This is a genomic window from Rhodococcus sp. BS-15 (genome assembly GCF_000813105.1).
GTDB lineage: Bacteria > Actinomycetota > Actinomycetes > Mycobacteriales > Mycobacteriaceae > Rhodococcoides.
The window spans coordinates 1-5,347 of record NZ_BAOX01000321.1 but is presented as its reverse complement, the minus strand read 5'-3'; the positions used below and the strand labels follow the sequence as shown (position 1 = coordinate 5,347).

General features: G+C 65.6%; 7 protein-coding genes and 1 pseudogene. 5 read left to right on the top strand and 3 right to left on the bottom strand.

Annotated elements, in window-relative coordinates; translation table 11 throughout:
* Positions 1-806 (top strand): M20/M25/M40 family metallo-hydrolase (locus RHBS_RS23870; RefSeq protein WP_128646593.1); only part of this gene is annotated, 806 nt, incomplete at its 5' end.
* Positions 807-843: 37 nt separating this feature from the next.
* Positions 844-1,665 (top strand): adenylate/guanylate cyclase domain-containing protein, encoded by an 822-nt coding sequence (locus tag RHBS_RS23865; protein ID WP_121872242.1) that lies wholly within the window; start codon positions 844-846, stop codon positions 1,663-1,665.
* Here the strand turns inward: RHBS_RS23865 and thiD are convergent.
* The gene (gene thiD / locus RHBS_RS23860; RefSeq protein WP_032393765.1) at positions 1,627-2,481 is read right to left on the bottom strand and encodes a bifunctional hydroxymethylpyrimidine kinase/phosphomethylpyrimidine kinase; all 855 of its coding nucleotides are present in this window, start codon (positions 2,479-2,481) and stop codon (positions 1,627-1,629) included. The genes RHBS_RS23865 and thiD overlap by 39 nt on opposite strands.
* 292 nt (positions 2,482-2,773) lie before the next feature.
* Between thiD and RHBS_RS23855 the strand changes: the two genes are divergently transcribed.
* The 3 genes from RHBS_RS23855 to RHBS_RS23845 all read left to right on the top strand — a co-directional run bounded on the left by RHBS_RS23855 (position 2,774) and on the right by RHBS_RS23845 (position 4,247).
* Positions 2,774-3,100: a GNAT family N-acetyltransferase gene (locus tag RHBS_RS23855; protein WP_037186711.1), complete on the top strand. Its 327-nt coding sequence runs from the start codon at positions 2,774-2,776 to the stop codon at positions 3,098-3,100.
* 111 nt (positions 3,101-3,211) lie between these two features.
* Positions 3,212-3,565, top strand: a complete 354-nt coding sequence (locus RHBS_RS23850; protein ID WP_237669625.1) for a GNAT family N-acetyltransferase — start codon at positions 3,212-3,214, stop codon at positions 3,563-3,565.
* An 85-nt stretch (positions 3,566-3,650) separates the two neighbouring features.
* A complete protein-coding gene (locus tag RHBS_RS23845) occupies positions 3,651-4,247 on the top strand; it encodes a hypothetical protein (protein WP_128646589.1) in 597 nt (198 codons plus the stop codon).
* Here RHBS_RS23845 and RHBS_RS23840 read toward each other — a convergent pair.
* Positions 4,217-5,017, bottom strand: a complete 801-nt coding sequence (locus RHBS_RS23840) for an exodeoxyribonuclease III (protein ID WP_094613931.1) — start codon at positions 5,015-5,017, stop codon at positions 4,217-4,219. The two genes, RHBS_RS23845 and RHBS_RS23840, sit on opposite strands and share 31 nt — an antisense overlap.
* 11 nt (positions 5,018-5,028) lie before the next feature.
* A pseudogene (locus RHBS_RS23835) lies at positions 5,029-5,347 on the bottom strand (GNAT family N-acetyltransferase); the annotation flags it as partial.

Sequence of the window (5,347 nt, the reverse complement as noted above, 5' to 3'; positions counted from 1 at the left end):
CGGCCGTTCTGGCCGCACCCGAGCTGACGCTGACACTCGTCACCGAAACCGAAACGACCAACAGTCGCAACATCATTGCGCAGACCACCACCGGTTCCACCGAGAACGTGGTGGTCACCGGTGCGCATCTCGACAGCGTCCTCGACGGCCCCGGCATCAACGACAACGGAACCGGCACGGCGGCAGTACTCGAGACCGCACTCCAGATGGGCAGTGCCCCCGAGGTCACCAACGCGGTGCGTTTCGCGTTCTGGGGTGCCGAGGAGAACGGACTCGTCGGCTCGACCAAGTACGTCGAGGGCCTGTCCGACGAGGACAAGCGAAACATCGCGCTGTACTTGAACTTCGACATGATCGGCTCGAACAACGCCGGCTACCTCGCTTACGACGGAGACGACTCCGACCAGGTGGGTGAGCCCGCCGGACCGGCCGGATCCGACGCCATCGAGCGCACTTTCGTCGAGCGACTGGCAGAGGAGGGCGTAGCCGTCGACGGGACCGATTTCGACGGTCGCTCGGACTACGGCCCGTTCATCGAGGTCGGCATCCCCGCCGGTGGCGTGTTCAGCGGAGCGGACGACACCAAGACCGCAGCGCAGGCCGAGAAGTGGGGCGGCACCGCGGATCAGACCTTCGACGAGAACTATCACACCGACCAGGACACCCTGGCGAACGTCGACCGTGCCGCACTGGCGAAGAACGGTGCGGCCGTGGCGTACGGCATCGGCGTCTACGCGCAGTCGGTCGAGGGCCCCAACGGGGTTCCGGTGGGTGCCGAGCGCGAGGCCGCGCGCGCCGAAGGGTGAGGGAAAGTATGTGTAACCGTGGGTTACGCTCGATGCTGTGAACGCAGTCGTCTCCTCGGTCGTGGAGTGGGTCCGCACCACCAACCGAGCGCCCGCGGTGGTCGGGGCGGTTCGGCGCGTGCGACGCGCACTACCCGGTGACCCCACGTTCGGCGATCCCCTGTCGATCGACGGTCCGGGCAGAGCCCTGGCCGTCGCCCGCGTCGCCGACAGGTTCCTGGCTGCGAACGGACTCGACGACGAACCCGGCGCGTCCCGCGAAGTGGGCCTCGGGGCGTTGCAGCTGTGGCAGGCGATCCTCGAACGCGCAGGCCGAGGCCGCGGCGAGCACGACGTCACCATCGTGTTCACGGACCTCGTCGGCTTCTCGTCCTGGTCGCTGCGGGCCGGCGACACCGCCACCCTGACGCTGCTGCGCAAGGTCTCCAAAGCCGTCGAACCCGAGGTCGCATTCCGCGGTGGCCACGTCGTCAAGAGGCTGGGCGACGGCATCATGGCGGTGTTCGCCGATGCGGGCAAAGCAGTCGACGCGGTCTTCGCGGCCCGCGAGGCGCTGAAGGGCGTCGACGTCGACGGCTACACCCCGACGATGCGCGTCGGCATACACACCGGCAGCCCGCGTCAGGTGGGATCGGACTGGCTGGGCGTCGACGTCACCGTCGCCGCCCGGGTGATGCAGACCGGCGGCAACGGCAACGTCATGATCTCCGCGTCGGCCCTGGAGGCGGTCCCGCCGGAGGTGCTCGACGCCTTGCGCGTGGTCTCCAAGCCCTATCGCCGCAGCTTCTTCGCTCCGAAGATCAAGGGCGCACCCGACGACCTACGCATCCTCCGACTCGTGCAGTCGCCACAGCGGTGACACCGGTCCGTGGCCTGCGCCCAGATCGTAGGACGCGGCCAGACAGCGGGTGACCCACTCCTTGCCGAACGCCACCGCGTCGGGCATGGAGTATCCGTGGGCCAGGGCCGAGGCGATCGATGCGGCGAGGGTGTCGCCGCCGCCGTGATCGTTGCCGGTGTCGATGCGCTCGCTGGTGAACTCGAGGAACGTGTCGCCGTCGAACAGCAGGTCGGTGCTGTGCGTGGACGTCCGCAGGTGACCGCCCTTGACCAGGGCCCACTGCGCGCCCAATCCGTGTAGGGCCTCGGCGGCGCGGTGTGCGCTGGAATCGTCGACCACATCGATTCCGGTGATCAGCCGAACCTCGTCGAGGTTGGGAGTCACCAGCGAGGCGATGGGAAACAGGGTGTGGCGGATGGCGTCGAGGGCTTCGGCGTGCAGCAGTGGATCGCCGTGCATCGACGCGCACACCGGATCGACGACCAGGGGAACCGGCTGATCTCGGCCGATGCCGACTTCGGTGCAGACGGCCGTGACCGCTTCGATGATGGCGGTGGAGGCCAACATTCCAGTCTTCGCTGCGCCGACGCCGATGTCGGAGACGACGGAGCGAACCTGTGCGGCGACGACGTCCGGCGGAATCTCGTGGAAGCCCGTCACGCCGACGGTGTTCTGGACCGTGACCGCAGCGACGGCAACGCAGGCGTGGACGCCGAGCAGTGCCATCGTTCGGCTGTCCGCTTGGATTCCGGCACCGCCGCCGGAGTCGGTTCCGGCGATGGTCAGCGCGCGGACAGGAGTCTCGCCGTTGGGCGTGAGCGGTAGGAACTTCACGAGAGATGACAGTACCGGCGGGCGGGGAGTCGGCGGTCTCGGCAGGCGAATCGGATTGCCGAGTACGTGGCGAATTCATGGGCCGACCTTGAATGTTGTTGTATCACAACGCCGAACAGGGTCGCTTATGATCCGTACCAGCATTCGTGCCGTGTTGGATGGACAAACCTACGCAACCGAAGGTTTGTTGGTAGAAAAGGTGACAGAGCCCCCGTGCGCATGTTTAATAGTGGTGCACGTCACAGAAGATTTCATTCGTTCATCACTCCACACACAGCGAAGGAGGCGTCCCATGCTGGCAAGTTCTCCTAGCGCTGATGTCTCGATCAACAAAGACCAGAACCGGTTCGAGCTTCGATTGAACGGTGATCTCGTCGGGATCGTCGGCTTCTACGAGGTCGAGGGGAACGGCAAGCGTGCGACGCGTACCCATGTCGTGTCCTTCATGCACACGGTCGTCACCGAGGATTTCGGTCATCAGGGTCTGGCCGGCATTCTGGTGCGCCGCGCACTCGACAGCGCTCGGTCCTACGGCTGGAAGGTCAAGCCGGTCTGCACGTACGTGCAGCGCTTCGCGGCGGCCAATCCCGAGTACAACGACATGCTCGTCGCTCTCTGACGTCTGGCTGTCGATCGGCCGCATTGAGGCTGGTCACGTTAAGGGCACGACTCGGCGACGATCGATGCACTCGCCTCGCGTCACATGGACAACACTGATCTCATGAGTGACATGAGTCACATACTCCCACGGCGGGTTCACGGGCCCGCTCCGGTCGACCGACCCGTCGTTCGTATCGAGGACGACGTCGATCACAACAGGTTCGATCTCTTCGTCGACGACGAACTCGTCGGCATTCTTGGGTATCGCTTCGGTGAGGGCGACGACGGCGGCGTCGGCCCGGTCGTCGCGCTCATGCACACCGTCGTCAAGGAGGAATACGGCGACCGTGGGTGGGCGGGCGTGCTGGTACGAGCGTCGCTGAACACCGCTCGTGATCGGCAGTGGCGCATCGTTCCGATCTGCACCTACGTTCGGCGGTATCTGGCGCAGCATGATGAATTTTTGGATTTGATCGCCGAATAGAGAGCAGTGCTCTTGTTTTATCGACGCATCGAATGAATACTGCTTCCTGTAGAGAGCGCCGCTCTCGAAAGGATGGCATTCCCCGATGCGTGTAGCCCTGTATCTGTTCCTCGGAGTCATGTTCGCCGCGTATCCCGCACTGCGCCCCTACTCGGACGAGGTGGGCAGCGCGGGAGCCGACGCCTTCGCATCCTCGAGCTGGGTCCTCTCCCACACCTTCGCCATGCTCGGTTTCGTCGCACTCGGGCTGACCGTGCTCTACGGCGGTCGACGGTCCGATCTCGCTGTCGTGACCACCTGGATCGGCGTCGGCTTGGTGTTGCCGTACTACGGCGCGGAAACCTTCGCGCTCCATGCTCTGGGTGTCGATGCCGTACAGAACGCGAACCCGGGCCTGATCGATCTGGCCGACCCGATTCGGTATTCGCTCGTGCAGTCCGTCATGTTCGGGCTCGGACTCGTGCTGATTGCCGTCGGGCTGGTGGCATTCGCTCTACGCAACCGCTACGCCGCGGTGCTCGCGGCAGGGTTCGTGCTCTTTCTTCCGCAGTTCTACACCCCGCCGGCCGTGCGAATTGCGCACGGAGTGCTGATCGCCGTCGGGGCGATTCTTGCCGCGAGGGCAGTGGCGAACAGGTCGGTGGACTCTGCTCAGCCGATCTCCACGATCACCGGAGCGTGATCGCTGGCCCCCTTGCCCTTGCGTTCCTCGCGGTCGATCGACGCACCGGTCACCCGAGCCGCCAGGGCCGGGGAGGTCAACGCCATGTCGATGCGCAGACCCTGCTTCTTGGGGAACCGCAACTGCGTGTAGTCCCAGTAGGTGTACGTCCTGGGCTCGGGGGTGAACTGCCGCGTCACCTCGGTGAAGCCGGCGTCGCCGAACGCGGTGAAGGCATCACGCTCGGCCTGGGAGGTGTGGGTCTTGCCCTCGAACAGTGCGGGATCCCACACGTCGTCGTCGGTGGGTGCGATGTTCCAGTCGCCCACGAGCGCGATCTGCGCCTGCGGATCCGCTGCCACCCACGCCTGCGCGTCGGCCTTCAGTGCAGCGAGCCACTCGAGCTTGTAGGTGTAGTGCGGATCGGCGAGTTCGCGGCCGTTCGGCACGTACAGGCTCCAGACGCGGACCCCGTCGCACGTGGCACCGATGGCGCGGGCCTCCTGCGCGGGATCGATCTCGGGATCCTTGCTGAACCCGGGCTGATCCTCGAATCCGACCTGCACGTCGTCCAGGCCGACGCGAGAGGCGATCGCGACGCCGTTCCACTGGCTCAGCCCGACGTGGGCGACCTCGTACCCGATGTCGGTGAACCGCTGATACGGAAACTGTGCGTCCTTGCACTTGGTTTCCTGCATCGCCAGGACATCGACATCGGATCGCTGCAGCCAATCGACGATTCGATCCTGACGAGAGCGGACGGAGTTCACATTCCAAGTAGCCAAGCGCACGGGAACGAACCCTATCGAACGCCCCCGACAGGGTTCGGACCGATCGCGTTCTCGGGCCGGGCATACCGATAGCGATGATGGTCCTCGAAGCCCAGGTCTCGGTACAGGGCAACGGCTTCGGTGTTGTTCACGGCCACCTGCAGGTACGCGTGCGTCGCGCCGTGCCCGCGTCCCCAGCGCACCAGTTCTCCGCACATCAGGGTGCCGAGCCCGTTGCGGCGATGTTCGGGGGAGACCCAGAGCGAGGTCAGTCCCACCCAGCAGCGACCGTCCGGGGGCGGTGGTGACGGCTGCGCGACCGACGGCGGCTGCCGACGCGAGCGTGCGCCA